Source organism: Rhodococcus sp. MS16 (genome assembly GCF_013277795.1).
GTDB classification, from domain to species: Bacteria; Actinomycetota; Actinomycetes; order Mycobacteriales; family Mycobacteriaceae; genus Rhodococcus_F; species Rhodococcus_F globerula.
The window spans coordinates 40,979-65,257 of the sequence record NZ_VBTM01000015.1 but is presented as its reverse complement, the minus strand read 5'-3'; the positions used below and the strand labels follow the sequence as shown (position 1 = coordinate 65,257).

Here is a 24,279-nt window from a genome sequence, read left to right as displayed (position 1 = left end):
AGTTGCAACAACGAAAATGTCTCAGATGGCAGCGGTCGCAACGGGTTCAGTCGGAGCGCGCCGCCGCAACAGTCACGGTGAGGGTGTCCGAATAAAGGCCCTACAGACAACAACACCGCCGTCCCGGATCCAGGACGGCGGTGTTGTTGTGGATGCCCTGCTCGAGGACTTTCAATCCGATTCCGCGCTCGCGCAGATCAGCACCGAGGGTGATCAAGTGCAGCACCAAGCGTCCCAGCAGGTCCAGGCGGGTGATGACCCGGGTGTCGTCGCTACGCAGCCACGACAGGACCGTATCAAGTTGTAGGCGTGAGGCTTTCGCGCCACCCGAGTGGTCGGTGTGGATGTTCTCGGTGTCGATACCTGCCCGCACCAAAGCGTCGACCTGATGGGCTGGATTCTGATCTGCGCCCGAGACCCGGCGCAACCGAACAACATCTGTCGAAAATTGCCCCCTTTCAAGGTTTTCGACAGATTGCGGTGCATTCACAAGGCCACCGTTCGAGACCCCACACACCGAGCTCGAAGACCTCGCAGCACAATCTTTCGAGGGACCTCTCGCCCACCAACACCGAGCTGTACCGGACTATCAATCCCGCCGAGGATGCAGCGCCTCGTTCATGCTCTCCACCCCATGCGCATGCGCCGAAAGCTCCGCCCGAGCCGATCGCATCGTGGCACCAGCGGCGCGGCCTGCAACCTGCGAGCCCTACCACCACGAGCCTGCCATTTCCCGGGTCACCGATACCCTGACTTTGACGACGATCGCATCGATGAAAACTGCCGCGTACACCTCGTCGAGCGGACGGGCAGACCAGTCCTGCATCTCCTCGAGGACGTTGTCGATTTCGGCGATTCGGGTGACTAGCTGCGGCATCACCACATCGTGCCCACTACGTAAGTGGGTTGCCGCCATGCTGACGGCGAGCTGTCTTGCCGCAATCAAAGCGGTCCAGAAGTTGTCTTGCCATCCGCCGATGAGACTGACCACATGGTCGGTGTCAAGGTTGAGCACTCCGTGGTGACGGTCGGCGTACATCCGGGCGATCGTCGACTTTCCGATACCGGAGGCTCCATTCAGGTGAATCAGTCGCGGCATTCTGCAAACACTAGTTACGAAGCGTCGTGTTCCGACGGTTACCCGCTGAACGTCCTCCTGCGGGTTTCGGTGTGCGTTTTGATGGTCAAAACGCACACTTAGGCCCACAGGAAGGCGCTCAGAGCGAATCGTCAAAAGGACCCATCTCGCAAGTTCGATTTCGTCAGTCGACCAAAATATGAGGGTGGTCTACGGATCAGGTGGAGGCCGAGTTCTACGCAATTGTCGCTGACTCTGCGCAGGCGCCGACTGAACTGGTACCTCGTTCGTCAGACGTAATACTGCAGATGTAGTACTGCAGATGGATGTGCAGTCGAGTACCTGCTGATTGACTCTCTCCCGGAAGGGAGTCGTCAATGAGTAGGTCCGTCAACCGAAGCCGCTGGTCGATCGTTGCGTTGTCATGCGCCGGAGCGGCATTGGTGGCCGCGTTCGTTCTGGGCCCGGCCACGTTGTTACGCGGACGCTATCCGCAGTTCCAGGATCAATCCGTCATGAGTGAGCTGCTCGGCCGCGGCTTGGTCGACTACTGGAGTAGCGGAGTCCGCACCTATCCTCCAGGCTTGGCGGAGATGGTGGACTACTGGTTCGAGTGGCACGCGATCAAGATCGTCATCTCGGTGCTGCTGACCGCGGTTCTGGGTCTGCTCGCGGCGACTCTGTGGCGGCGATCTCTGACGGCCGGCGTAGGTTGCGTGGTCGCGGCGGCCACTACGACTGTGCTGTCATTGTTTTCGGTGTTTGTGGCTGTGCTCAACATCCAGTCGACAGTCGCACCCGTAGTCGCGCTGCTTCCGATGCTCTCCGCTGACAACGCGGACGGGCAGACAGCGCAGTCTCTGATCGAGAACGGTGTGCAGAGCGGAGGCTCCAGGCCGCCACTGCTCGAGTTGCTCACACAGGTCGAGCACTACAACTGGGCGGCGATTGTCGCTACCGCCATGGTGATCGCTGTAGTCGCAACCGGAACCGTCATCGCCTTCCGACGCTACAGATCGTCGGACACGACAAACGGTGCCCACCGTCGGATGTGCGTCGCCCTCGGATCGCTCGGTGCTGTGATGACCATTGCGATGGCGCTACTGTTCGTCGCGGCCGTCGTTGCGGTCGTCGATCCAGGAGAAGCCCTGCTCGGCGTGGTCGGCCTGTGACTCTATTGCCGGCTGCGATCGCGGGCACGTACACGGAACTGGCCGATTGCAAGGACGGTCAACGCGACCCCCAAGAGGGTGAGGGGGACTTGAGCGAGGGAGCGTGGAATCTAATACGACGATCTGCCACCACCCACCCGATGGTCACCAGACCTACGCACGCGACATATACCGCAGCTTCGGAGGCGTCGACGAGCACGGCAGCCACGCAGATCAACGGTCCGAGCCCGAGAAAGAACAGCACGAACAACCGGATATGCAGGTTGCACGTCTTCAAGTGAAGCTTTTCCCGAGCGATATGCTCGATACATGGAGAATGAACCGTCAGGAACAAGCACATGAATGAAGGTGCCGGCACAACTGAAAACCCCACTGTCCCAATAGATTTTGATACTACGTGGACAGTAATGATGCTGGGCTACTTTCTTCTGACCATAGCTGCGTTGATTTCCATCTTTCGAACGCCACACGACCGCGCCGCATCAAAATTCTGGTGGTCTGCGATTGTCATCGTGATCCCCCTCGTCGGAGCAGCAGCCTGGTTTCTATTCGGAGCACCTCCGCTGCGTCGACGCGCCCAGGCCGACCCACGCTCGTAGTCCGCGCACCCTAGCTAGATATCAAAAACCATCACCGACAGGGGGCCATATCCCTGGCGTTGGAAGCCATTTCCCCTTGGATCCTTCCCTATAGCAGGATCCCTCGAACGCTCTCGTGCTGACTCGAGCATCTCGAAGGGTGCCGTCGGGCCCTTCGACGCGGAAGCGGTCGGGCCGGCGAATCCAGACGTGGTCGGCGCTTGCGGTGCCGCGATCCTTCCATTCGAACTGGATGCTGGACCAACGCCACGGCGAGGAGCGGGCCAGAGCGCGGAATCGGGCGGGCGTTGGTTGCAGTCTGGCGTCGGTCACTGCTCCAGTCTCCCGGCCCGCGGTGCACCCGACAACTGGATGTGCGGGTTGTCGGAGCTGTCGTCCGTTCGCATACGAGCATAGCGGCACCACCACTTCACGTGACTCCTGATTCCCTACGAGACTCCAGTAACCGAATCGCTCTCTCGTTCCTGCGGGTTTGTGTGTGCGTTTTGACCATCGGCAAACCGGATCATTTCTCCTGCCTGCCACTCACCAACATTGTCAACATCCGGGTCATCGACTACCGCGTCGATCCGCGGCTCCGAAATTATGAGTTCGATCGCCTCGGCGGCCCTGCAACCACCACAAAGCGCAGACCGCCAACCATCACGCCCGAGGGATTTCGTGGTGTGCTGCGGATCGCACAGCAGTCATCACAGCAGACGAGCAGGATTCTCTAACCAACCCCTAAGAGCTCACTAACGATCGCCAAGTTTCCCGCCCATAGATTCGGAGATGTCGAGGCCATCCTGGCCACGACCCTGAGCGAGGAGATCACCCATGCGTAAGACCGCCATCGAAAACCCAGTCCGCCGGCGAGTCGCCATCACCGCAGCCGGAATCGCTGCCGTCGCCGCGATCGCCATGCCCGGCGTTGCCTGGGCCACCGGTGGCCTCTCCGAGACCGCACCGGTCGTAGTCTCCGCCCCCGTCCTGGAGAGTGCCCCGGCCATGCAGTCCGACACCCCGAACAGCGAGTGTGGCCGCGACCTGACCCCAGACGAGGTCGACGCGCTGGTCGCGAAGGGTGAGGTCAGCCGGGAAGACATCACGCCCGCAGCCGCCATCGAACCCGCGGTCGTCGCCAGCGCCGAGGAGACCCGTGCCTACGCCGAGGGGTCCGGTACCGGCGAGGCAGCCGTAGGCACGGACGCGAGCGTCACATCCGCCATGTCGGCCTGCTGACCCGGTAAGCGCCGCGGGCGGGCGAGCCTAGTTTCTCCGCGCTCAGGCGCGATGGATCAAGTGACTGACCCCGCCCGCATCCTGCTCGTCGACGGCGACACCAAGGTCCTCTCGTCCCTCACTGAATCGCACCGGCGAGTCCGCCGGAATGCTTCGGGGTTTCACCGCAAGGTGAAATTCGGAAAAGCGGGCGGGGATCAACGTCAGCCTTCGTCACGCCGCTGCAACGGACTGCCGTGACCCGTTGCAGTAGCAGTGCAACGTTCACGCGAAGGTCAGGCAGCGCTGCGCCTGACGAACAAAATACTCGCCGATATACAACGACGCGCTGATCACCTGGGCGACTGTCACCCAATGCCCCAGCCGACGTCGTCAATCTCGTCGGCGACTACGCCATCCGCGTCGACCTCGAATACAACCGCAACCTGCTGGCCACCAACACCACCCGATGGCTCTCCGACGAACCCGACACCAGTGACTCCCTGACGGTTCGCATCTTTCACACCACTTTCGAGGAAGTGCCCGAGGCACTTCCTCGGCGAGGCAGCAGCCTCGCAGAGCAGTGGAAAAGTGAGGCAGAACCGGTTTTCAACCGTCCTCAACCCACCCGCCCACTCCAGCTCAGGACAGTCGACTCTTGTCGTAGATGAGGCCGCAGATGACCGCAAGAACGGTGAAAATGCACAGCGCGATAACTAGCCACGCCTTCAGTCTGGCTGCTGGATCGGCTTGCCTGACCTCGCGCTCGACTCTCGGTATTTCGTGTTTCGACATGGCCGGATCTTCCTGATCTGTGCGCCCCTTCGCGGTGCCCGCCGACGATCTGGGGAACATCATCGGCGGGACTACTCGACCACGCGACTGGCTCAGCAGCCGGCGAGAGCGAAAAAAACATATCCGGTGTTGAAAGACTGATGCCAGTCTTCGGCAGGTAACAGTTACTTGAGGGTTCAATCACATGAGCGGTTGGAACCTCGCGATCCCCGTCCAGAACCTCGGCCCACCTATTACCACCGAGGCAGACAAACCACGGCCGAGTAGTCGAAACCTTCAATGGCTGTCAGGACGACGTAGCTCCGGCACCGTTCCGCGTGCAGGTATTCCACCAAAGTCTCGGCACAACACCCAGCCGTACTGACGATCTCCGTAACCCGGATATGGAGCCGTTCCGCGGCGAACTTCCCAGACTTCGGGCGAAAGTCAGACCGTCGATGGACGGTGAATGTTTCCGTAACCTCCAGATACGTCACGGCGTACATTCTCAGTGGAGATGCTGGCAGGGACGCCGCGAGGGGCGAAGCCCCCGTGCTGAGCACACAGCACGGGTACCCACTTTCGCTCCGGGCTCCCTACTCAACCCTCCAGCCAGCCCCTAAAACAGTCCGGTAGGTTTGGTCTATTGAGGATCCGAAAACGTGACCAACATAAAACCTCCGCCACGACGAGCTCTCTGCGCCCGGACATAGAGTTTCCAGCACCGACGCCGTGGGCCGATGCAGAACAAGAATCGTTGCACCACTTCGAGTTTGAAATCGAACGAGAACGATCGCTTGTCCGGTTTGGTCACCGACGCTCCTCTGCCTCGGACCAGCCATCTGTGGTGCAAATTTCTGACCGCGTCCCTGCTCACACCCAACTGTGTAGCGACGGAATGCGTGCCCGCACCTTCCTCGAACAACGCTGCCGCTACCGCCCGCTGATCCTCCGACAGTGAACTTCGTGCTTGCATAAAACTGCTCCCCGAACGTTGGAACTGAATTTCTCAGTCCAACTTCCGGGGAGCAGTTCACTTTCGGGGTCCACTTACTTCGGGCACAGTCGATTTTCGGTTAAATTGACTGTGCCCAAAGTGTTTCCAGATGCTTAAAGCGCTGGGGATGATACTGGCGCCGAGTCGCCAGATGGTATCGAGCAGGTACTGCCGTGAGGGTGTCACCTCGCGGCTCATGGCCTCGGCCATGAGCTCAAGGAACGCTCCCAGGAACGCCGCAGAGACGAGGCGTGCATCGACCGCCGGATCGACCTCGCCGTTGCGCTGTGCGTACGCGACGTTGCGCGCGGCCATGTCGATCTGGGAGGCGAGGCGTTCTGCATCCGCTTGAGCGGCTGACGGTTCGCGCATTCGCCGACCCATGACGATTTGTGCGAGACCGCGTACACCCTCCCGGCCGGCAGGAACTCCACCGGCAGTTGCCGCCACGCGATACCACCGCGCACGATGTACAAGATGGATCCACCATCGCACGGCAGCAACACTTTTCGGGTCGTCCCCCGCGGCCAGCCGGTCTGCCCGGCGCAGGTAACAGCGGTTCGAGGGTCGCCCACTCAATGTCGGTGACCGACGACGAGTACACCGCGCAGCCATGTCCGCCCGCCGCATGGGGCGGGCACCATGGGCATGGCGAGATCGGCGATGTCGCACTGTGGGCTCCTGGTGGGGGCGAGAACTTGGTAATCACCGACCCAACCAGAAGCCCCTCTTCTGCGGTGCTCAGCGAGGCACACGCCCGCAATTGCGAGTTCTCAAACACCCCGGAGACCAAGATCGGTCGCAGACGCTTTCAGGCGAGTCTCGAGTAGCGCGCGGCCAGACGGAGCGCGGTAGGTCAACCACATGGTCACCCGCAGACGCGCGACTAGAGTCCACCGTATGAATCGCACCGACCGGCTGTACGCACTGGTCGAAGAACTTCGCGCCGTCGCCCCGCGGCCCCGCAGCGCCCGACGACTCGCAGAAAAGTTCGAAGTGAGCACCCGCACGATCGAACGGGACCTGTCGGCATTGCAACAAGCCGGCGTGCCCATCTGGGCAGAACCCGGCCGCACCGGCGGCTACTGCATCGACGCCTCGCACACACTCGCCCCGCTCGGATTCACCGTCGACGAAGCGCTCGCCGTCACCATCGCACTGGGCATGCTCTCCACCAGCCCCTTCCACACCGCCGCAACCTCCGCACTACGCAAAGTCGTCGCGGTGATGGACCAGAGCACACTCCACGAGACAGCCGAACTCGCCTCACGCATCCACCTGCTCGACGACAGCCCCGTCCCGGACGCCCCGCCCGAACTCGCGGGCGCTCTCCGCTCGGGGAACGTGCTGCGAATCGCATACCGGGATCGAGGCGGCGCCGACACACGTCGCGACGTCGAGCCCCTCGGCTATGTCGGGAAGGGACGCGACTGGTACCTGATCGGCTGGTGCCGACTCCGCGACGGCATACGCGCGTTCCGAGGTGACCGCGTGATGTCGGCGGAAGCCACCGGCGAGCGGACGCCTCACCGATCACTGCGAGCAGAAGACCTCGACATCGCCTACGGCACCCTCCGCTCCGTCAGCACCGGCAAGAAAGATTCACAAACACCGACATAACGTTGTCGCCGGCGCGGCGCACCATGGAGGCAACGGGTCGAACGACCCGTCTGAAAGGACCACCATGGAGTTCGCATCTATCCGCATCATCACCGACGACATCGAACGCCTCACCCGATTCTACGAGCTCGTAACAGAAACGGCCGCGATCCGACCCGCCCCCGTGTTCGCCGAATTCCGCACCGCCGCAGGCACGCTCGCGATCGCCAGCACCGCGACCGTCGCAATGCTCGGCAAGCACGCCCCACAGCCAGGCCGCAACGCCTCGGTCATCATCGAATTCCTCGTCGCGGACGTCGACGCGGAATTCGCTCGCCTACAGGCGGCACTGGACGTCATCGTCCTGGAGCCCACCACGATGCCCTGGGGCAACCGGTCCGCGATGTTCCGCGACCCCGACGGAAACCTGCTCAACCTGTTCACCCGACCCACCGCCGAACCCTGATAACGCGGCTCGCGCTCACCCCGCCGAGCAAGAACGAACGCGAACGCGACTGCGTCGCTCACCGCGAACGCGGCAAAGATCCGACTCGCACACATACACCACCGCCCCCCGATATTGTGCTTAAGGTCGAGCACGGTCCGGCGCGACGGGGGTCGATGGCACCGTCTTGTTACCGACCGTAATCGTTCGCGGCGTTGGCCATTGATCGCTTCATCGTCACGGAGCGCTTGCGCCTGCGCTTTCGCCTTATCCGGTACGCGGCGCGCGATCGCCACCGAAAACACGCACGAGGTCACTGCTTTCAGGTTGCGACGCGGAGTGGTCAGCCGACGATCGGGGTGGGCACAGAGCATCTCCTTGGATCGATGAAAGGGTGGAACAGGACTTCGTGACAGAACAGTCAGTTGGTGGTGCGCTCCCACACCTGATAGCGGCCGGCATGCACCCGGGATGACGACACCGCCACTGCCCCTCACCACTGCCGAGAAGATGCTCTCCGACCTGGGCATCCCGGTCCGCGGCTGCGGACGGATCACTACGCCGCTCCCCCACCCTCCGGACCTCCGTACTCGACTTGCGGAAACTCTGACCATCGCGGACACGACGCGCACCGATACGCGAACATGTGCCACCTCAGGATCTCGACCGCAGGGATCCTGCAGTCACACCGTGACCGAACACCTCACCCAAAACCACCCGAACTTCGACGGGCACAGGCGATATCGATGCATCAACGCACCCATCGACAACGCCGCACACCGCCGCATCCGGCACCATTCCGAGCACCCCGCCCCACAATCATCCACTGCGTAACCACCGAAACCGATTACCCATCAACCGATCAGCCAAAAAATGCTGAAACACAACAACATTCAAAGGTGCCCGAAAATCGACCTTCCCGAGCCCACCGCACACCCACATCGACGAGCAACAACACCCTCCCCACCCGCAGCCGGCACCCGCCGAGCGATCGACCCGAGCCCAACCGGCACGCCTCCGACTCGACGAGCACCCACCACCGGGACATGTCATCACCGCAGGCTAGAGCACATCAACGCGCGGTAACCATCAACACCCCCAAGGCCAGTAGAGGCGTGCCCGCTACCGCTATTCCACCCGAGGGCGGTTCTGCATCAGGTGGTACTGGCACTCGATACCGACAATTCGACTACGCACGCCGCGAGGCACCCCAAAGAGCACGCACCATGACGACCCGGCTTCAAGCCTGATCATCACCACCGTGCCGACAAGACGAACTCAGGGCTCGAGTGACGGACGTTGTACGTTCACGACACGAGGAAGACACCCGTTCCAGCGACACTCTCGTAACCCGTAGTCATCGATGCAGTTACAAGCCCCGCCCCCGTAAACACACTCACGGCATCGCTGTACGGGATTTCCAGCACTCCGAAGGCTCCAGTCGCAAGGTTCCGCCAGTGCATCCAGTACGTGCCCTTCGCCTCCGGCGACAAGGCAGGGAACGTGACAGTGCCGGACGTCTCGCCCGTGATCGCCACCGGGTTCGACACACAGAAGATCTGGAATCCGCAGGCCCAGATGCTGTTGGTCACGAACAGTGGAATCTGAAAGGTGTTCACAGTAGGCGACGCCGACGCATGAGGAAGCAAACCTGTTGCAGGACCGACAGCTAAGCCCGCGGCAATGACACCGACGCCCAGCAATCGCCGCAAACTCCACATCAGGATTCCTTTCGTCGAGCCGTCCGGCCTACGAACACAACTCACATCCTGCGCGCTCACAGACCTCCGCACCACCCCCAGCGTGCGCAGCATTGAGTCTGACCACCGAAATCGTGCGGTAGCGAACGCCGCGCTGTGGAGCGCCTCCGAGTGAACATGCGCCGTTGAAACCAACAAAGCATGCCTCAAACTAAAAGGTAATCCATTTCTTTTCAGCAATCCGGCATCGGTCGAGGCCGCGTACGAGAGAACCCCGCCTTCCCCAACCGAGCCGATTCAGGCCAACCATCCCGAAAAGCACCACGATCGTTGACTTCTCGGATACAAAGTAGTCATTCCTTAACACACCCATCGCGGGTGCAAGGACGAGAGGGCGTGGGCATGACGAACGGCCGAATGAAACGAGTATCGGAATCAGGTGCCCCACACCGAGTCGGAGGATTCCGATACTCCCGCACCGAAGACGAGTGGGAATGGTCCGACAACGTCGCGACGATGCACGGCTACCGCCCCGGGGAAGTAATTCCCACCACCGAACTACTGCTCTCGCACAAACATCCCGACGACCGCCACTACGTCGCGCAGACCTTGGACGCGATCCGCACCTCGGGCGGGCCGTTCAGTAGCCGGCACCGCATCGTCGACACAAAAGGTGTCACCAGATCAGTCATCGTCGTCGGCGACAGCATCGAGGACGAGCACGGCGAAGTGACCGGCAGTGCCGGCTTCTACATCGACGTCACCGAAACCCTCGATCGCACCGTCCAGGAATCGGTCGACGAACTGGTCGACGAGATCAGCAGCTCCCGCGCCGCCATCGAACAAGCCAAAGGGATGCTGATGATCGTGTACGGCATCTCCGCCGCCCGGGCCTTCGACATTCTCATCTGGTGCTCGCAACAGAAGAACGTCAAACTCCGCCGCATATCCGAACAATTGGCCGACCGCGCCCGCACCGACTTCGTCCTACCCAACGGACTGCGTTCGCAATTCGACCATCTACTTCTCGGTTCGTGACCGAACGACAAGGGATTGAACCGCTGTGTGATCGGTGCCTGCGGCTGACTGCTTAACCGCAGGCACCTCGCCGAGGACCCTCCATCACGCCATCGACGTAAAACCATTTATACCGCCCGAAAGAGCACGAAAACACCCCTCCGGATGTCCTGTCCGATACCGAAGAGCCCGGCCGGAGCCTTATCCCACTGCACCCCTGCGAGGGCTCCCGTGCAGGCTTGAGCCGCGACCTTCACTACTGCCCGCGCCGATGCGATCTGTGAAGGCTTACATGCCACGATTCGTCGGCCATCGAAGTTGCTCTCGAGCCGTTCATTCCTGCACGTTGGCGAGAATCGATGCCCGAGAGCAAAGGAACGGTCACGCCAGGAGGATGACACCGACCCTTATCTCTGCGGTCCACCGAAAGCTGGACCTCGATGAACATCCCCGAATTGAGATGTCGGGGATGTTGTGTCGCGTCAGCTCGTAGCAGCGGTCCGGATCGGGTTCGGCGGCAACCGCCTGCTCGGCGCCCGCGGACGAGATCTTTCTGCCCACATACCGACGACGAGAACGAACCGAACCACCGAAATGTCGTCCCCCCGTGCCAAAGCAAAAGGGGTACGAACGTGTTTACGGAAAACACTCGACGATCCTCCGGTTGGATAGGCCACACGTCGTCGAATCGGTCAACAGACCTCGAGCTCTGAGCACATGATCTAGACGGGCGTGATGTCACCTAACTTCCAGGTCCGATCGAAATAGGGCTCGAGAGGCCCGTAGAAACGGAAATACGAGAACCAGTGCTGGCCCGCGATGGTCTGAACCCAATTGGATTCCTTCCCTGCCGGGGCGGTGGGCCCGTAGTAGAGATCCACCGAACCATCGTCATTGACAACAAGATCGGGATCACGCGAACCACGGTCGCCTCGGCCTTGTTCGTTGTCGATCAAGCAACGCGTGTCGATCGAGTACACCGTCGCGGACCAGAACAGCTTTGCCGGGACATCGGCGGGCACGTGCAGACTGTAGTGCCTTCCTCCGTCCAACCAGTGACCGTCGGTATCGGAGTAACTACCCAGATACGCCTGGCCGAGCCCCGGTGTCGTGCTCTTCATCGCCTCCGAGAAGCTGACTGCCTCGTAGAACCACGACGCGCGTTCGTAGAACTCGTCGTAGGTGTCCCCTCGCTGAGCAGAGTTGTCGAGAACAATCGCCAAGTCCCACTGACGATCTGGCCAGTAGCGCGAACCGGGGAACCGTTTGACGAACGCATTCGCCTGCGCGAACACCTCCCCCACTTCGACTGCCCGCTGCAAGATCTTCTTCGTTCGATCATCCGGGGCGAAGGGCTTGCCCTTCTCCATCCCCAGCTGCCGAAGCCACGCCATCGGGAAGCGGTCGCGCTCTTCGACAGGTTCGTCCTGGACGATGTCGTGCAGGAGTTCCCAGTATCGAAGACCTCGCGGCTGAATTCCGCTCCAGGGTTTACCGTCCGGTGAGACCAGCCGTGTGGGAGTCGGATCCTCACGATCGGAGTAAGGGTAGACGCGCACCGCCTCGACCAACTCCCCCGAGCGCGCCGGGTCAGGATCGAGCGTGCGGAAGCCGAACATGATGTGCATCATCGGTGAGTGGACAAGCGTGTATTCACCTGTGTCGTCGACACTTTGCCCTGGCCCCACAACCAGCGTCTTGCCGCCCTTGCCTGCATCGGGGCCCATCTCACCGAGCACGGCAACCTCCCGTTGCCAGAAATCTGCGATACCACCGGCCGTCGGTCCCGGTGGCAGCTCGATCACCAACGGCCCCGATACACCGAGATCGAAAAAGTTCAAGATGTACGGCGTCGTCGCGTTGGCGGTGATCAGGCCTAGTCGGTCACGATATGAGCGGTAGACGACGATATCGGACTCAGTTGCTCCGAAAATGTTGGTGTGCACGTCCATCCACTGCGCCCACGACACGATGGGGATGGCCCACAAGTACGCCTGCACCGCAGTCTGGAAGTCGAGCTCGTCGAACACCGTCGCGATGTGGTCGCGAGCGGGAAGTTCTCCGTCCCTGGGGACAACTCCGGAGGAATACGTCAATTCGATGTCGGCCATACCCAGATGGTGCTGAAAGAAACCGCGACGCGAATCACCCACACCGGGTGAAAAACCAGTTCAGTCGCCTCGGACAGCCGCCGTGCCGCGCATTCCCCGCATCACCTCCTCGCCGCCGAGAACCAAGCGTAATCGCCGGCCCGCAACGTTGTCCAAAACTGCGCTCCGACAGATTTATTCGAGTCTCTTCTCATCTCTCGCTGCGCCAGGTGTTGCAACGTCGGCAAGAACCCATCCCGCCTCTAACCTGACTGCCAACCGTGCCGAACATTCTCAGCGCTGATTCGTCTTTCCCCATGCCAAATTCTCAACGAGATCGATCCATCGTGGCCCAATCGACTGCCAGCTGTATTGAACTTGTTTGGCCACTATTTCGCAGGCGCGGCCAATTTGCGCCGCCCGCTCAGGATCCTTCAACAACTTCAGCATGGCAGCCGCCAAGTCCCGCGGCTCGGGCTCGCCACCGTCAAAGACCCAATCGATGGCCACCGGCCGGCCGGGTGAAATCCATTGAGGAGACGATCCCCATATCTCTCGTAGGCCGGAGTGGGCCGGCATTATCTGGGCCGCCCGGTACTGGGCATGCTCGGCTGCGATCAGCCCCCAACCTTCACCGGTCGAACTGCTGACGCCTATTTCACAGCTGGCATACAGATCATGCAAACGCTGAACGTGCCACGGAGCCGAAGCATGATCATGAGTGAAAATGACTGAATCTCGCAGGTCCAAACGGTCACGCTCAATCGCGAGATCGACTCCTCGCCGCCGGATCGCGCAGTGCATCAACAGCGTTGCAGATGGTATCAGTGACGCAATCTCAGCGAACGCCGCAAGAGTCACCTCTGGTCGTTTGCGGCCATCATTTCTGTTGGCATTGAGGATCCAAGTACCCTCGCTGCGCGACCGACACAAGGGAAGAATCGCTTCTCGCAGCTGTCGCCGCTCAGCGGAGATAGGGGCAACCGGAGAAATCGCATGCGGTATCGACGTCACGGTTGTATCGATTACCGCCCGCAGCGCGTCCGCAGCCTGGGGCGTGTAGGCCACAACTTGAGTCGCACCCGACAATCCCGTCAGACGTTCGCCGCCGCGAATAGCGCCTTCGACTGGTACGTAGGCCACGATCGGACACTCGATTGCGTTGCGGCGTAGGCGGGTCACCATCCACGCAACGGTCTCGGCTTGCCCGATCGCGATCACGACGTCTGGCGTGAGCTCCTCGGCGAGCCTGGCCAGAGCAGACGTGCGAGTTGGATCGAAACGATCATCGTGACAGTGACCGACCCAGGACTCGCCCTTCTCCGCACACCCGAGTCCGATGACGTGAACTTCGAAACGAGAGGTCAATGCGGACGCTATGCCGGCAACGACCGTTCCGAATCCCGTCGATCGGCCGGTGTGCGAAGAGAGAAGGACACGTCTCACTCAGGATCGATCGAGGAACAACGGCGCACGGAGTGTGATTCTCTGCTCAGGGGTGCGCATGGAGCTGAAAGGGCTGTCTACGCTTCGCAATTGGCCTTTGAAGGATGCGACATTGCTCTTCCCGAATGCAATGACCTGATTCGGCCATCCAGCGTAGCCATCGTACCAACCCTCTCGAGGGATGCCGCATTGACTTAACCAGTTCATCGCTTTGGCGCTCGGCGGATGAGTTGTTCCGATCGCCACAACGACTGTCCACCACGTCTTATTGTGCGATTTGGCTTGCGCTCCTACTGACTTGTCGAAAATGAGTTCTTCGAAAAGGTCAGGATCGTCTCCCAGGCGATTGTCATTGTACTGAATGACACCCTTTTCGTCGGCCATGACGATCCAATACTCTGCCGCGAAAGCAGTCGTCTTTTCGTTGGGTGCAGAAACTGCGTCCTGGCCGATCGTGATGCTTGATGTATTGGAAACTGGGCGAATAGCGGGCTGCTCTACGACAATTTCCTGATCCGCTATTACCGTCACACTCCGGTTCAGGTAGGCCTCGAGCGCGTCATCAAGAGCAGGAACTTGCGGCGTCGGAGCGACGTGCGAAATGGGTTGGAGGATCTGACTGGTCACGCCTGGGCGTGTCCCCACTGAGCTTGTCCAATCAACGATCAACTTGTTGAAATTGACTTCTGTGGGGGTGGTGGGGGGAACTGCGCTGGCGAGAATGCCGGGTTCCCCACCTTGAACGGCAAGTTGCGCGTCGCGTGATGATATCCACGACTTGTCCATCTTTTCCCATTCGGCGTGGGCAGCGACGGATGCCTCAGCGAACACCGCGTTGTACTCGCACTTCAGGTTGGCTTTCGCAGATTCTTTGTTGAAACTGGAGCTACTCGACACGGTGACGCAGTAGTTGAGGAACCCTCCCACAGACACTGTACTGATGACGTGGGTCCCCCATTTGTTGAAGAAATTATAGAAATGAAACTGATTCTCCTCAGTGAACGCATCACCAAGGGCTATCAGGTCGGCTTTGAAGCTCGAATCGAGCGGGAGTTCCTCGAGGTTTTTCACCGAAAGATCCCATAGATTGGTAGTGGCCTCCATCAGGCCGTAGTAGCGGGCAGAGCTCGCGTTGGCGAGGCTGGAATAGGAGGCATCGAACTCGCCGGAGAAACCCCACGCACTTGCTTTGATTTCAGTGGATGCGGCCATGTAAGCCGAATATTCGCTAGTTGTCTCGAAAATGTGCGCGGTACTGGAACTCTTGTGTATGTCGATAAGGTCCACATTGGCCGGAAGTAGATACTCGACACCGCTCTCCGTAACCGTAGTACCGGTCTCTTCGTGGATGTTGACGATGCGTTGTGTTACTTCACTGGTCGATTTCGCGTGCGCGATATTCAAACCGTAACCGAGGATTGCGGCACCAGGGACCAGGTTGAGGCTGGTGGAGGTGGTTGCACTTGGAAGAGGTGACACTGTGGACACGGAGGCTCCTCGCCGATTCATGAATGTAGTTGATTTGCTTCGTACGATCGTCCACCTACGGGTCAATACGTCCTTTTGTCCAGCAGGTAGCAATAACTGAGCTACTAACTATTAGTTCGACATACCCATACCTGCCAACATGACCACCACCCGGGCGGCTGTGCGAATCGGCAAATGATCCCACGGTTGCACTATTAAACAAACTAGAAGAAGAGGCACCGAAAGGACGTGACCTCTCTGCGACCTTCCACTCTTGACTACGACGTCACAGCCAATTTCTTCAACGCACCTTCCGCCTCTCCTACCCCCATCCTCGTCGCGGAATGAACGTAACGTTACGGCATATCAGTTGACTTTGTCTTTAAATAATGAGATCACATTTAAGAAGCGGGAAAAATATTTCACCGACAGCACGGCCGTGCAGTTGCTTGCCCTGTTCGCAACGCTGATGCTGACCAGTTCGGTCGCAATGCTGACCGGCGCGATCTACCAGCGTTGGAGGATCACTGGTCTGCTCGCCTCCCTCACCGGACTCTTCGGGATGCTCGGCCTGTCAGCGAGCGTAATCACCTGGGCGCACTGGTGGCCGGCGATCGGTTCATGGTTTGTCGATGTCCCACGGGTGGTGCCGATGACGCTGCTACCCCTCGCGCTGGCAATCGCGTGCATCACCGGATCCTGGGCGACACTGCGGCGCGCCACACCGTAACTGCATCAAGACGCGAAATACTTGATGCCCAAGAGTATTGCTTATCGACCTGGTGAGACCGGCACTACGCTGAGAATCGGCACTCCACTCGCGGTAGGCAGGCAAAGCTGTCAGTCTGAGGTCAAAAATGCACGTGCCGATTATGCCTGATGTGGGTATAAGTGCAGCGCCACTTGGGCGAGGGGATCCGCGGCCAGGTGATCGACGGTCGTACTTGTACGCATCCACGCCTCGACAGTTGTATCGAATCGGCCAACCAGTGTCCGGCAGTCCTCGATCACTTTCCGGGGGCTGTTCCGGATCTGCATTCGAGGCTCGCCGGCGCCCGCGGGCGTGAATTTCCCCGCTTGGGGAAAGCCGAAAACAACACTTTCACAGTGATTTACACGATTTCGTGCCCAGTTCAAACTCATCATCAGCTTCATCGCGTCATCCATACTCCATACAGGTCGTCGGGTGGAGGTCCCGCTGACAACGGCGCCGCTGCGCATTCGGAGTCCTGTCTGGTTGAAACAGGACTCGAGCGCCGGACGCCACAACTTCTTTTCGTTGTCACTGTCCGCGGGCTTGGGAAGAGGCTGGACCCAGGTACCGAATATCAATTCCGCGACGATTTTGCCGGGATCCGGCCGGCGAACGATCCGCGGCTTTCCGGTGCGTGGATCTTTCGGAGCGGGTCGTTTCTTAGTCAAGATCTCGTAGTCCCTCGTGGACAGAAGCTGGGTGTATGCCTTGTCGACACCTTTGTTCACGCTTTTACTTATGAAGGATCGTTGATCGAACCATCGTGTGCCGTATCTGGTCGACAGCGCAAGGTGCATTTGCTGCCGCACAACCAGTTCGGTAACGCGAAGCTGGCTGTGAATGTGGGATGAGAGCTTCATATCCAAGTGGTAGAGCTGGCGGGCTTGACGTTGCGATCCGTTCATGGCAGCCAGATAGGGGCGCAGCCGCAGCCGTTGATCGGCTGGGCGAACCAGGTTGTCGCCCTTAGGATTCACATCATCAAACGCATCCCCGGCAGCACCGGATTCCACGTCCGACCCCGGGTCTGGAGTGTGGAGCGAACCTTCGCCTGGATCAACAAGCACCGCCGCTGCGTCGGCGACTACGAAACCAGACCCGACCACCACCAAGCTATGGTGCACATTGCCATGATCAGGCTCATGACTCGACGACTTGCACGAATCTCATGAGTATCCGGACGCCCTCTGACTTTTGGGGGTGGAACGCAAGAGCTCGGAAAACGCTGCGGCACCCCGGCCAGGTAGGCCAGATCGCCGTCGCCAGCTTCTTCGCGGTCTGGTGGATGCGCGTGCGGGTTTCGTCCCGGACTCGGACGGTCGGGTCCTGGTTCGCGGTCGGGACCGACACCCCGGCAGCCTCCGCGACCAATCTTCTGGGATGCACAACTACAGTCGGTGACGCGTCGACCTCTCCGAGACCAAGACCGGTCACAGGCGCTTTCGGGCGAGTCTCGAGTAGCGTCGTGTGGCTAGACGGAACGCGGCAGGTCGACCACAGGGTCACCCGCAGGCGCGCGCCTAGAGTCGACGTATGAATCGCACCGACCGGTTGTACGCACTGGTCGAAGAACTTCGCGCCGTCGCCCCGCGGCCCCGCAGCGCCCGACGGCTCGCAGAAAAGTTCGAAGTGAGCACCCGCACGATCGAACGGGACCTGTCTGCATTGCAGCAAGCCGGCGTGCCCATCTGGGCAGAACCCGGCCGCACCGGCGGCTACTGCATCGACGCCTCGCACACACTCGCCCCGCTCGGGTTCACCGTCGACGAAGCACTCGCCGTCACCATCGCACTGGGCATGCTCTCCACCAGCCCATTCCACACCGCAGCAACCTCCGCACTACGCAAAGTCGTCGCGGTGATGGACCAGAGCACACTCCACGAGACAGCCGAACTCGCATCACGCATCCACCTGCTCGACGACGGCCCCGTCCCGGACGGCCCGCCCGAACTCGCAGGCGCTCTCCGCTCGGGGAACGTGCTACGAATCGCGTATCGGGATCGAGGCGGCGCCGACACACTTCGCGACGTCGAGCCCCTCGGCTATGTCGGGAAGGGACGCGACTGGTACCTGATCGGCTGGTGCCGACTCCGCGACGGCATTCGCGCGTTCCGAGGTGATCGCGTGATGTCGGCGGAAGCCACCGGCGAGCGGACGCCTCGCCGATCACTGCGAGCAGAAGACCTCGATATCGCCTACGGCACCCTCCGCTCCGTCAGCACCGGTGAGAAAGATTCGCAAACACCGACATAACGTTGTCGCCGGCGCGGCGCACCATGGAGGGATCGGGTCGAACGACCCGTCTGAAAGGACCACCATGGACTTCGCATCTATCCGCATCATCACCGACGACATCGAACGCCTCGCCCGATTCTACGAGCTCGTGACACGAACGCCCGCGATCCGACCCGCTCCCGTGTTCGCCGAATTCCGCACCGCCGCAGGCACGCTCGCGATCGCCAGCACCGCGACCGTCGCAATGCTCAACAAGCACGCCCCACAGCCCGGCCGCAACGCCTCGGTCATCATCGAATTCCTCGTCGCGGACGTCGACGCGGAGTTCGCTCGCCTGCAGGCAGCTTTGGACGTCATCGTCCTGGAGCCGACCACGATGCCCTGGGGCAACCGGTCCGCGATGTTCCGCGACCCTGACGGGAACCTGGTCAACCTGTTCACCCGGCCTACCGCCGAACCCCGATAACGCGGCTCGCGCTCGCCCCGCCGAACAAGAACGAACCCGGCAGCGTCACCCACCGCGGACGTGGCGGAGGTGCAACTGGCACACCCGCACTACCGCCCCAGGTCACCACCGCCCCCGGATATTGCGCTTAGGGTCGAGCACCGGCCGATGTGACGGGGGTCGATGGCACCGAGTTGTTACCGATTGTAATCCGTTCGCGGCGTTGGCCATTGATCACTTCATCGTCACGGAACGCCTCCGCCTGCGCTTTCGCCTTATCCGGTACGCGGCGCGCGATCGCCACCGAGAACACGGATGAGGTCACTGTTTTCAGGTTGCGACGCGGTGCGGTCTGCGCTTTGTTGTCGACCGTCCAAACTTAACCCTGGACGAACCAGTGCACAGACTTTCCGTCAGCTTAGATCCAGCGCCGACGCCCAACCCATCCAATTTCGTATTACACTAATCTGTATGACTGACGAAACGATCAACGGTCAGCCCGTCACGGACGAGATGATCGAGCAGTGGGCAGACGAAGCAGAGATCGGTTACGACGTCGAAAAGCTGCGCAAGCGCGGCAGACCCACCCTCGGAGCCGGCCCCGGCGTTGTCGTGCCCGTGCGGATGGATGCCGCATTGCTCGAAGCGTTGAACGCCCGCGCAGAACAAGAACACGTCTCCCGATCCGAAGCGATCCGAGAAGCAGTGCGCGCCTGGACCCAGGTCGCGTGAAGGCACATAAATCCGCAACCAAACACGGAATCAGCGAAGACGCCGGCATCTACGCAGCAGAGCACCACGTTTACATCGCCGATCTCGACGACGACAACCCCGCCCGCCAATTCCACCTCGGCTTCGACCCCCAACGGCCGCCTCCTAGAACTCGTCGTCCTGCGCTTCGACAGCGGAAACGAACTACTCATACACGCCATGAAAGCCCGCCCCCACTACCTCGACCTCCTGCAATGACCCTTGCCCACACTGCACCGGGCTGTGGGCTGTGGGCTGTGGGCTGTGGGCTGTGGGCTGTGGGCTGTGGGCTGTGGGCTGTGGGCTGTGGATGACGATCGACGAAATACTCTGATTGTCAGCCCACACACACACACCAGTTCACCCACTCATTCAGGGAATCAGTACGATTCGACCGAACACCTGACCGTCGTCCATCCGTTGATGCGCCTCAGCGGCCCTCTCAAGCGGAAGGACATCGTCGACGACCGCATGAAGTTCGCCGCGAACGGCAGCATCGAAGTACCCGGCGCGCACCCGGTCGCGCGCAACTTTCGGTACGGTGTCGAGGCTGAATGTACCTACAGAGAGGGACCTTTGGAACGACGCCATCAACGTCGTCCCGAAATCCTGAGGAGGCGGTCCACCGACAACCCCGACGAGAACGAGTCTGCCATTCGGTGCCAACCGCTCGATGAACGTAGGCAACGCATCACCAGCGACGATATCGATGATCACATCGAAAGCCTGCGGCCCGACACCATTCCCGCCGCGGTCGAGCACATGAGTTGCGCCGAGATCGCGAAGCCACTCGCCGCGGGCCGGCGATGACGTCGTAACCGTGACCGAGCCCTTCCGGGACGCGAGTTCCACCGCAGCAATACCGATACTTCCCGCGGCACCGCGCACGAGGACCGACTCCCCTGCCGCAAACCGGGCATGTTCGAGTACGAAATGCGCTACGGGAGCGGCGCTTCCGAGAGTCACGGCATCGACGCTGGAGAGTTCATCGGGAAGGGCAACGATATTCTCGACCTGCGCTAGCGCTAGCTCGACGTAACCGCCGCCCGTTCCCGTGAATGCCCAGACGCGGCGGCCGATCCAACTCTCCTCGACGTCGGCACCGACCTGCGTAACGACTCCAGCGACCTCACTGCCCGGAATGAACCCGCTTTCGAAACCGTAACTGTTCAGCGTTCCTCGACGAATGACAGCATCGACCCCACCCACTCCTATGGCCTCGGTTCTAATGAGGACCTCCCCGGCCCGCACTGTCGGCTCCGCCAAGTCGATGACCTGCATGCCGTCAGCGTTGCCGAATGTCTGGATCGAGATTGCTTTCATGAATCCGACGGTAATGGACGCACCCGTCCGTTTACGTAAAGTGAGAACCATGACCGACGGCTTGACTCAGATCCTGCGCGCCGACGCCAAGGAGAACCGCGACCGCATTGTGGAGGTGGCGCGTGAGGTGTTCGCGTCGGACGGCCTCGGTATCTCCATGCGCGAAATCGCCCGCCGGGCAGAGGTCGGCCCCGCCACCTTGTACAGACGCTTCCCCACCAAAAAGGATCTGATACTCGAAGCGTTCATGGACGAGTTCCACACCTGCCGCGACATCATCCGTACCGCATTCGATCACCCCGACCCATGGCGCGGATTCTGCTACGTGATCGAGCAGCTCAGTGAACTCAACGCGCAGAACCAGGGCTTCACCGAAGCCTTCACCTCCGAATACCCTGGCACGGTCGATCTTCTGTCCCATCGAACCGAAACACTTCGAGCGTTCACCGACCTCGCCCGTCGAACAAAAGCGCAAGGCGAACTGCGAGACGACTTCGTCGTCGACGATCTCATTCTTGTCCTGACAGCAAATCGGGGACTCTCCACGACGACACCGCCGCACGACCGCATTCGAGCCGCTCGGCGTTTCGCAGCACTGATGATCGACGCATTCCACACGGCGCCGACCAACCACGCACTGCCACCCTCGCCCGCACTCGCACGGTCGATAATCACGTCGCGGACAGGACCTCCCGGCAGAGGCGCCGACTGATCGTTAGCGACCCGGCACAGAGGTTCCAGACGAGGCGGCGGGTGCGGGCGTTGTCTCCGGCCACTGCGGCGCAGGATCCCCTGATCGACATGAAGCGTCCGGCGCTCAGAGGGTCGCAGCACGCAACAGACCCACAATCACGGCCACAACCGCCAGTGCCGCGGCCGCAGGTGCACCGGGAAAGTCCTTGACGCGCAGATGCGCCGCGACCGCGCCCAGAAAGTAGAGCGTCACACCGACCGCAGCAGCGATACCCAGTAGACCCCACCAGAATCCGGCGATAAGGCCTACCGCCCCGGCGATCTGAACCACACCGAGGAACGGCAACATATTATCCGGCAGGGCAAGGGTGGACATCTGTGCGACCAGCCGCTTCGGTCGGGTGAATTTGGCTGCCGCTGAGGACAGAAGTACCGCGGACAGGAGTGCGGCAAGAATGACATACGCAATGAACATGAAAGGTCCTTTACTGCTTTGAGGTTCGGTGATGAGTTCGAGTTGTAGATCGCGGATGTGCTGACTTGCGGCGGCCGATCTAGCTGCGCACCGTGGCGGCGACGCCGGTAGCGAACCTCTCGATCGACTCCAGAACAGCGCTGCGGGGAAATCCACCAAGGTCCATCAGCCCGACGAAACGACTCACCGAAGACCTGATGCTGCAGATCTGCCGCGACGCCGTAGCCACGTGTCTTGAACACGGCGTGCAGGAAACTCTGCCGAATTCATATCGGCGAAGCGGTAGATGCCGAATTCGATGTCGGCATTGAAGAGCGGTCAATGGCATGGGTACGACACTAGAACGTCGATAGGTACCAACAGGTACCCTTCGGAATATGAGTCTTCGCCCCGGAAGCGTGTTCCTCGCCGATTGCCCCGCCAGGCTGGCCATCGAGATCATCGCCACCAAATGGGCCGTCGTCACCGTGTTCGGGCTCAGCGACGGACCACTTCGACACGGCGAATTAGCGGAGCTGATCGGCGGAATCTCACGCAAAGTACTCACCCAGACACTGCGCCGGCTTCAAGACCACGGACTGGTCACGCGCCAGGTGTACGCCGAAGCCCCACCACGCGTCGAATACAGCCTCACCGAACTAGGACGCACACTCGAAGAACCCATCAGAGCCCTGACAGCGTGGGCACGAACCAACGGCGAAACCATCGCAGCGTTGCACGATGTCACCGACACCGACGAAATCTGAAGCCCAACAATATATTCGACCGAACGGTAATTCTTTGCCTCGGTGCAGCTACCCACCTATCGCAGGACGCCACGAAACATCACCACGATCAGGACACCCCGTCCAGTAACGCGCACTCGACATCGACCAGGATCTCCAAGCACCCCGCACGCCCGAAGGTGTTGGTACCTCACTTCCGTTCCCGACGAATCGAGAACCAAAATCATCCTGACGTAGCCTGCACACCGAGTGTTCATGCAACGCCGTCACTTTCGTCGAGACGGCGTCGAAGTTCTTCGCGCTCTACGCTGTCGTCGGCGCCGCCCGTGGGTCGATCTCACCACCCCTAACGTTCTCAGCGCCAGCCTGCACGTCGTCCGCGTCGTCGTGCCCGGATGTCTCACCAACGCCCACCGCCGGACTACAATTTCTCCGCACACCGCAACTACGCGACAGCCTTGCCGGACGACCAGCCCCACCCTCCCCCTGCCGCACTGACAATTCAGGAACCGCTACAGCGACGTCTCGTCGCCTCTGCCTGCAGCCTCGGGCACCTGCCCCTATACTGTCATCGACATCACTGTAAACCCATTGACATACAATATCTTTCATCGACCACCGACGACAGACCAGCATTACACCCACCTCGGGAAACAATCTAAACCCGCCCGCAAGCCACAAAAAAATGGCCCGTCTGATCGTTCGTCAGTAACGACCAGACGGGCCGTGCGCACCCTCGCCGGTAGGAAAGAGCACGCAGTCCACGGTTCGCTCAGACCAGGTAGCCAGCCCTCGGCATCGCCGAGAACCTACACCAGTCAGATCAGCGACGTCCCCACCAGAACCTTATCGTCCCGGTGAACTATGCCGTGGGCAGGACCCTGCCCACGGAATGCTTGCCCCGAACACGTAATCGCGAACTCACCGAACAGATCGCTCTTGCTTCGTCACAAATCCAGCAACTCAGCTTCGAAGCACACCAACTTCGATCAGGACTTCATCAACGCGCCGCCTTCACCAACCTCTTCACTCCAGGTAAAGACCAATCAGAAGCCCGTTCAGGTGCGCTCTCTGCCGCGGGCATCGTTCATCGAAACGTCGTAAACGCAGCTCCTCTCGCACCGCGTCCCGAGTCGACACTGAACCTTTCTGGCACACAGCATCATCCGACACCGTCAGTTCCCATTCACCGCCCGCACGGAAGGCGCGGCAGCACAGCAACGGGCCTTCGCCTCCACCGCCAATACCGCAATTTCCGCGGACCGGAACACTCGCCTACAAATCTGGCACTCTCA

At 60.7% G+C, this 24,279-nt stretch carries 26 protein-coding genes and 2 pseudogenes; 15 read left to right on the top strand and 13 right to left on the bottom strand.

Going from position 1 to position 24,279, the window contains the following annotated elements; genetic code table 11:
* Nucleotides 1-100: 100 nt before the first annotated feature.
* Both FEZ60_RS27210 and FEZ60_RS33200 read right to left on the bottom strand, forming a co-directional pair.
* Nucleotides 101-427, bottom strand: coding sequence for a recombinase family protein (locus FEZ60_RS27210; RefSeq protein WP_242484869.1), 327 nt, complete (start codon nt 425-427; stop codon nt 101-103).
* Between the two features lie 321 nt (nt 428-748).
* A pseudogene (locus tag FEZ60_RS33200) lies at nt 749-1,099 on the bottom strand (AAA family ATPase); the annotation flags it as partial.
* Between the two features lie 356 nt (nt 1,100-1,455).
* On the opposite strand from FEZ60_RS33200, the gene FEZ60_RS27200 reads away from it, so the two are divergent.
* Nucleotides 1,456-2,250 carry a hypothetical protein gene (locus FEZ60_RS27200; RefSeq protein ID WP_172937543.1) on the top strand — a complete coding sequence of 265 codons (795 nt, stop codon included), beginning with the start codon at nt 1,456-1,458 and terminating at the stop codon, nt 2,248-2,250.
* A 58-nt stretch (nt 2,251-2,308) separates the two neighbouring features.
* Here FEZ60_RS27200 and FEZ60_RS32300 read toward each other — a convergent pair whose 3' ends face one another.
* Nucleotides 2,309-2,527: a hypothetical protein gene (locus tag FEZ60_RS32300; protein ID WP_207185757.1), complete on the bottom strand. Its 219-nt coding sequence runs from the start codon at nt 2,525-2,527 to the stop codon at nt 2,309-2,311.
* A 61-nt stretch (nt 2,528-2,588) separates the two neighbouring features.
* On the opposite strand from FEZ60_RS32300, the gene FEZ60_RS27195 reads away from it, so the two are divergent.
* The 3 genes from FEZ60_RS27195 to FEZ60_RS27185 all read left to right on the top strand — a co-directional run bounded on the left by FEZ60_RS27195 (nt 2,589) and on the right by FEZ60_RS27185 (nt 4,070).
* The gene (locus tag FEZ60_RS27195; RefSeq protein WP_172937542.1) at nt 2,589-2,849 is read left to right on the top strand and encodes a PLD nuclease N-terminal domain-containing protein; all 261 of its coding nucleotides are present in this window, start codon (nt 2,589-2,591) and stop codon (nt 2,847-2,849) included.
* A gap of 485 nt (nt 2,850-3,334) precedes the next feature.
* Nucleotides 3,335-3,565 carry a hypothetical protein gene (locus tag FEZ60_RS27190; protein WP_172937541.1) on the top strand — a complete coding sequence of 77 codons (231 nt, stop codon included), beginning with the start codon at nt 3,335-3,337 and terminating at the stop codon, nt 3,563-3,565.
* 100 nt (nt 3,566-3,665) lie between these two features.
* Nucleotides 3,666-4,070, top strand: a complete 405-nt coding sequence (locus FEZ60_RS27185; protein ID WP_172937540.1) for a hypothetical protein — start codon at nt 3,666-3,668, stop codon at nt 4,068-4,070.
* A 347-nt stretch (nt 4,071-4,417) separates the two neighbouring features.
* On the opposite strand, the gene FEZ60_RS27180 is transcribed toward FEZ60_RS27185, so the two are convergent.
* The 3 genes from FEZ60_RS27180 to FEZ60_RS27165 form a co-directional block, all read right to left on the bottom strand.
* On the bottom strand, nt 4,418-4,573 hold the full coding sequence (locus FEZ60_RS27180; protein ID WP_172937539.1) for a hypothetical protein: 156 nt from the start codon (nt 4,571-4,573) through the stop codon (nt 4,418-4,420).
* A gap of 118 nt (nt 4,574-4,691) precedes the next feature.
* A complete protein-coding gene (locus tag FEZ60_RS27175) occupies nt 4,692-4,844 on the bottom strand; it encodes a hypothetical protein (protein WP_172937538.1) in 153 nt (50 codons plus the stop codon).
* Nucleotides 4,845-5,856: 1,012 nt separating this feature from the next.
* The gene (locus tag FEZ60_RS27165; protein WP_172937536.1) at nt 5,857-6,192 is read right to left on the bottom strand and encodes a hypothetical protein; all 336 of its coding nucleotides are present in this window, start codon (nt 6,190-6,192) and stop codon (nt 5,857-5,859) included.
* Nucleotides 6,193-6,720: 528 nt separating this feature from the next.
* On the opposite strand from FEZ60_RS27165, the gene FEZ60_RS27160 reads away from it, so the two are divergent.
* The 3 genes from FEZ60_RS27160 (at nt 6,721) to FEZ60_RS27150 (ending at nt 8,698) form a co-directional block, all read left to right on the top strand.
* A complete protein-coding gene (locus FEZ60_RS27160; RefSeq protein WP_172937535.1) occupies nt 6,721-7,440 on the top strand; it encodes a YafY family protein in 720 nt (239 codons plus the stop codon).
* A gap of 64 nt (nt 7,441-7,504) precedes the next feature.
* On the top strand, nt 7,505-7,885 hold the full coding sequence (locus tag FEZ60_RS27155; RefSeq protein WP_172937534.1) for a VOC family protein: 381 nt from the start codon (nt 7,505-7,507) through the stop codon (nt 7,883-7,885).
* Nucleotides 7,886-8,335: 450 nt separating this feature from the next.
* Nucleotides 8,336-8,698 (top strand): hypothetical protein, encoded by a 363-nt coding sequence (locus FEZ60_RS27150; protein ID WP_172937533.1) that lies wholly within the window; start codon nt 8,336-8,338, stop codon nt 8,696-8,698.
* Between the two features lie 473 nt (nt 8,699-9,171).
* On the opposite strand, the gene FEZ60_RS27145 is transcribed toward FEZ60_RS27150, so the two are convergent.
* Nucleotides 9,172-9,585, bottom strand: a complete 414-nt coding sequence (locus tag FEZ60_RS27145; RefSeq protein WP_172937532.1) for a hypothetical protein — start codon at nt 9,583-9,585, stop codon at nt 9,172-9,174.
* 381 nt (nt 9,586-9,966) lie between these two features.
* Here FEZ60_RS27145 and FEZ60_RS27140 point away from each other — a divergent pair, with 381 nt between their 5' ends.
* Entirely contained in the window at nt 9,967-10,602 is a 636-nt protein-coding gene (locus FEZ60_RS27140) for a PAS and ANTAR domain-containing protein (RefSeq protein ID WP_242484868.1), read from the top strand.
* Between the two features lie 701 nt (nt 10,603-11,303).
* Here FEZ60_RS27140 and FEZ60_RS27135 read toward each other — a convergent pair.
* The 3 genes from FEZ60_RS27135 to FEZ60_RS27125 form a co-directional block, all read right to left on the bottom strand.
* Nucleotides 11,304-12,692: a DUF1254 domain-containing protein gene (locus FEZ60_RS27135; RefSeq protein WP_172937531.1), complete on the bottom strand. Its 1,389-nt coding sequence runs from the start codon at nt 12,690-12,692 to the stop codon at nt 11,304-11,306.
* Between the two features lie 273 nt (nt 12,693-12,965).
* Complete coding sequence (locus tag FEZ60_RS27130) at nt 12,966-13,856, bottom strand: glycosyltransferase family 4 protein (protein ID WP_172937530.1); 891 nt, start codon at nt 13,854-13,856, stop codon at nt 12,966-12,968.
* A 261-nt stretch (nt 13,857-14,117) separates the two neighbouring features.
* A complete protein-coding gene (locus tag FEZ60_RS27125; protein ID WP_172937529.1) occupies nt 14,118-15,605 on the bottom strand; it encodes an MAC/perforin domain-containing protein in 1,488 nt (495 codons plus the stop codon).
* A 418-nt stretch (nt 15,606-16,023) separates the two neighbouring features.
* Here FEZ60_RS27125 and FEZ60_RS27120 point away from each other — a divergent pair, with 418 nt between their 5' ends.
* A complete protein-coding gene (locus tag FEZ60_RS27120; protein ID WP_242484867.1) occupies nt 16,024-16,314 on the top strand; it encodes a hypothetical protein in 291 nt (96 codons plus the stop codon).
* A 140-nt stretch (nt 16,315-16,454) separates the two neighbouring features.
* Here the strand turns inward: FEZ60_RS27120 and FEZ60_RS32695 are convergent, their stop codons facing one another.
* On the bottom strand, nt 16,455-17,447 hold the full coding sequence (locus FEZ60_RS32695; RefSeq protein ID WP_242484866.1) for a hypothetical protein: 993 nt from the start codon (nt 17,445-17,447) through the stop codon (nt 16,455-16,457).
* A 424-nt stretch (nt 17,448-17,871) separates the two neighbouring features.
* Here FEZ60_RS32695 and FEZ60_RS27110 point away from each other — a divergent pair, with 424 nt between their 5' ends.
* The 4 genes and pseudogenes from FEZ60_RS27110 to FEZ60_RS32690 all read left to right on the top strand — a co-directional run bounded on the left by FEZ60_RS27110 (nt 17,872) and on the right by FEZ60_RS32690 (nt 19,987).
* The gene (locus tag FEZ60_RS27110) at nt 17,872-18,591 is read left to right on the top strand and encodes a YafY family protein (protein ID WP_172937527.1); all 720 of its coding nucleotides are present in this window, start codon (nt 17,872-17,874) and stop codon (nt 18,589-18,591) included.
* Between the two features lie 64 nt (nt 18,592-18,655).
* Entirely contained in the window at nt 18,656-19,039 is a 384-nt protein-coding gene (locus tag FEZ60_RS27105) for a VOC family protein (RefSeq protein WP_172937526.1), read from the top strand.
* A gap of 450 nt (nt 19,040-19,489) precedes the next feature.
* Nucleotides 19,490-19,750: a ribbon-helix-helix domain-containing protein gene (locus FEZ60_RS27100; protein WP_172937525.1), complete on the top strand. Its 261-nt coding sequence runs from the start codon at nt 19,490-19,492 to the stop codon at nt 19,748-19,750.
* A pseudogene (locus FEZ60_RS32690) lies at nt 19,747-19,987 on the top strand (toxin). Before FEZ60_RS27100 ends, FEZ60_RS32690 begins: the two are co-directional and overlap by 4 nt.
* A gap of 153 nt (nt 19,988-20,140) precedes the next feature.
* On the opposite strand, the gene FEZ60_RS27095 reads toward FEZ60_RS32690, so the two are convergent.
* A complete protein-coding gene (locus FEZ60_RS27095; protein WP_172937524.1) occupies nt 20,141-21,091 on the bottom strand; it encodes a zinc-binding dehydrogenase in 951 nt (316 codons plus the stop codon).
* A 49-nt stretch (nt 21,092-21,140) separates the two neighbouring features.
* On the opposite strand from FEZ60_RS27095, the gene FEZ60_RS27090 reads away from it, so the two are divergent.
* Nucleotides 21,141-21,803, top strand: a complete 663-nt coding sequence (locus tag FEZ60_RS27090) for a TetR/AcrR family transcriptional regulator (RefSeq protein ID WP_172937523.1) — start codon at nt 21,141-21,143, stop codon at nt 21,801-21,803.
* A gap of 105 nt (nt 21,804-21,908) precedes the next feature.
* On the opposite strand, the gene FEZ60_RS27085 is transcribed toward FEZ60_RS27090, so the two are convergent.
* Nucleotides 21,909-22,259, bottom strand: coding sequence for a DoxX family protein (locus FEZ60_RS27085; protein ID WP_172937522.1), 351 nt, complete (start codon nt 22,257-22,259; stop codon nt 21,909-21,911).
* A 377-nt stretch (nt 22,260-22,636) separates the two neighbouring features.
* On the opposite strand from FEZ60_RS27085, the gene FEZ60_RS27080 reads away from it, so the two are divergent.
* Complete coding sequence (locus tag FEZ60_RS27080; RefSeq protein WP_172937521.1) at nt 22,637-23,005, top strand: helix-turn-helix domain-containing protein; 369 nt, start codon at nt 22,637-22,639, stop codon at nt 23,003-23,005.
* Nucleotides 23,006-24,279 lie beyond the last annotated feature (1,274 nt).

Coding starts and splice junctions, on each gene's coding strand:
- FEZ60_RS27090 (WP_172937523.1), top strand. CDS start 21,141: ATGACCGACGGCTTGACTCAGATCCTGCGCGCCGACGCCAAGGAGAAC.
- FEZ60_RS27135 (WP_172937531.1), bottom strand. CDS start 12,692: ATGGCCGACATCGAATTGACGTATTCCTCCGGAGTTGTCCCCAGGGAC.
- FEZ60_RS27085 (WP_172937522.1), bottom strand. CDS start 22,259: ATGTTCATTGCGTATGTCATTCTTGCCGCACTCCTGTCCGCGGTACTT.
- FEZ60_RS27145 (WP_172937532.1), bottom strand. CDS start 9,585: ATGTGGAGTTTGCGGCGATTGCTGGGCGTCGGTGTCATTGCCGCGGGC.
- FEZ60_RS27110 (WP_172937527.1), top strand. CDS start 17,872: ATGAATCGCACCGACCGGTTGTACGCACTGGTCGAAGAACTTCGCGCC.
- FEZ60_RS27100 (WP_172937525.1), top strand. CDS start 19,490: ATGACTGACGAAACGATCAACGGTCAGCCCGTCACGGACGAGATGATC.
- FEZ60_RS27105 (WP_172937526.1), top strand. CDS start 18,656: ATGGACTTCGCATCTATCCGCATCATCACCGACGACATCGAACGCCTC.
- FEZ60_RS27140 (WP_242484868.1), top strand. CDS start 9,967: ATGACGAACGGCCGAATGAAACGAGTATCGGAATCAGGTGCCCCACAC.
- FEZ60_RS27195 (WP_172937542.1), top strand. CDS start 2,589: ATGAATGAAGGTGCCGGCACAACTGAAAACCCCACTGTCCCAATAGAT.
- FEZ60_RS27095 (WP_172937524.1), bottom strand. CDS start 21,091: ATGAAAGCAATCTCGATCCAGACATTCGGCAACGCTGACGGCATGCAG.
- FEZ60_RS27080 (WP_172937521.1), top strand. CDS start 22,637: ATGAGTCTTCGCCCCGGAAGCGTGTTCCTCGCCGATTGCCCCGCCAGG.
- FEZ60_RS27200 (WP_172937543.1), top strand. CDS start 1,456: ATGAGTAGGTCCGTCAACCGAAGCCGCTGGTCGATCGTTGCGTTGTCA.
- FEZ60_RS27160 (WP_172937535.1), top strand. CDS start 6,721: ATGAATCGCACCGACCGGCTGTACGCACTGGTCGAAGAACTTCGCGCC.
- FEZ60_RS27130 (WP_172937530.1), bottom strand. CDS start 13,856: ATGGTGACCCGCCTACGCCGCAACGCAATCGAGTGTCCGATCGTGGCC.
- FEZ60_RS27155 (WP_172937534.1), top strand. CDS start 7,505: ATGGAGTTCGCATCTATCCGCATCATCACCGACGACATCGAACGCCTC.
- FEZ60_RS27175 (WP_172937538.1), bottom strand. CDS start 4,844: ATGTCGAAACACGAAATACCGAGAGTCGAGCGCGAGGTCAGGCAAGCC.
- FEZ60_RS27185 (WP_172937540.1), top strand. CDS start 3,666: ATGCGTAAGACCGCCATCGAAAACCCAGTCCGCCGGCGAGTCGCCATC.
- FEZ60_RS27165 (WP_172937536.1), bottom strand. CDS start 6,192: ATGCGCGAACCGTCAGCCGCTCAAGCGGATGCAGAACGCCTCGCCTCC.
- FEZ60_RS27150 (WP_172937533.1), top strand. CDS start 8,336: ATGACGACACCGCCACTGCCCCTCACCACTGCCGAGAAGATGCTCTCC.